This window comes from Candidatus Symbiopectobacterium sp. NZEC135 (assembly GCF_025962695.1).
On the sequence record NZ_JAGFPF010000335.1, the window covers coordinates 1 to 1,756 of the forward strand.

Annotated in this window: 2 protein-coding genes; both read left to right on the plus strand. The window is 55.3% G+C overall.

The window, feature by feature from the left end:
• Positions 1–783 (plus strand): amino acid ABC transporter permease (locus J5224_RS26570; RefSeq protein WP_264628164.1); only part of this gene is annotated, 783 nt, incomplete at its 5' end.
• The gene (locus J5224_RS26575) at positions 783–1,583 is read left to right on the plus strand and encodes an amino acid ABC transporter ATP-binding protein (RefSeq protein WP_264628165.1); all 801 of its coding nucleotides are present in this window, start codon (positions 783–785) and stop codon (positions 1,581–1,583) included. The genes J5224_RS26570 and J5224_RS26575, both read left to right, overlap by 1 nt.
• Positions 1,584–1,756: the final 173 nt, after the last annotated feature.

Here is a 1,756-nt window from a genome sequence, read left to right on the forward strand (position 1 = left end):
AACTTTGAATGGCATGTGGTTTATCAGTGGTTCAACGAGAAAACCGTTCTCGAAGGATTGGCGGTGACCCTGGGCCTGACCGTTGTGGCCATGATCATCGGCGTTATATTGGGGCTGCTGTTGGCGGTTGGCCGCATGTCCAGCAATCGGTTGCTGAGCGGGCTTTCCAGCCTTTACATCTGGTTCTTTCGCGGCACGCCGCTGCTGGTGCAATTGATTTTCTGGTACAACCTTTCCACGCTCTTTCCACGCGTCTCACTGGGCATTCCTTTTGGCCCGGAGTGGATAAGCTGGAACACCAACGATCTGATTACACCGCTCACTGCCGCTATTGCCGGTCTGGCATTGAATGAAGCTGCCTATATGGCGGAGATCATTCGCGGCGGCCTGCTCTCTGTCGATAACGGTCAGGTGGAAACCTCACAGGCCTTCGGTATGAGCCGCAGCCGTGCGCTGCGCCGCATCATCATTCCTCAAGCGATGCGCGCCATTGTTCCGCCTACCGGTAACCAGTTGATCAGCATGATCAAAGCCACTTCGCTGGTCAGCGTCATCGCCATGGGCGATCTGCTCTACTCGGTGCAAGCCATCTATAACCGCACGTTTGAAGTGATTCCGATGCTAATGGTGGCAGTGATTTGGTATCTGTTTATTACCTCGCTACTTAACGTTGGGCAATCTGCCATCGAACGCTATTACTCCCGCGGAGAGCGTCGCCCGGCATCGGAAACGCGCCGCACGCCCCCCGCTAAAGCCAGTGCGTCCAGCAAGGAGGCGTCTTAATGAGCAAACTGCATTCGACCGCGACGGAAAATCCGGAAAAAACGCCATTGGTGCGCGCGCGAAACGTTCATAAATATTTTGGCGACAACCATGTGCTGCGCGGCATCGATCTGGAAGTGAACAGCGGTGAAACCGTGGTGATTTTGGGGCCATCGGGTTCGGGAAAATCGACCTTCCTACGCTGCATCAACCATCTGGAGGAGATGGATGAAGGCTATATCATGATGGGCGATGAGCAGATCGGCTATCAATTGCGCGGCGAGAAACTCTATGCCCTGTCGGCACGCGACATTGCGCGCCAGCGTAGCCATATCGGCATGGTGTTCCAGCAATTCAACCTCTATCCCCACATGACCGTGTTGCAAAATATCATTGAAGCACCGGTCGGTGTACATAAGCAGGACCGCCATGAAGCGCAGGCGTATGCCATAGAATTGTTAAAACGCGTTGGGCTGGAGCACAAAGCGGATGCCTATCCGCGCCACCTCTCTGGCGGGCAGCAGCAGCGCGTCGCCATTGCACGTGCGCTGGCTATTCGCCCGAAAGTGATGTTGTTTGACGAACCCACCTCGGCACTCGATCCCGAATTGGTCGGTGAAGTGCTGGCCACCATGCGCTCTCTGGCTGAACAAGGTTTGACCATGATTGTCGTCACCCATGAGATTGGTTTTGCACGCGAAGCGGCCGATCGGGTGATCTTTATGGATCAGGGCGTAGTGGTGGAGCAAGGTCGTCCGGACGATGTCCTGGTAACACCACAACATCCGCGTACTCAAGCCTTCCTGAGCCGTTTTATTTAACCCCCGCCGTCCTCGGCGTAGGCCGGGGACCGCTGGCAAAAGGAACGCGTTTAGCCTGTAAGAGATTCCCGCCTGCGCGGGAATGACGGTCATTACTCCCCTTTTTTGCATCCCGGAGGCAAAAAATGTGATTCATTGCACATGCCATTTCCCTCCGAGGCCGTTCTGACCAT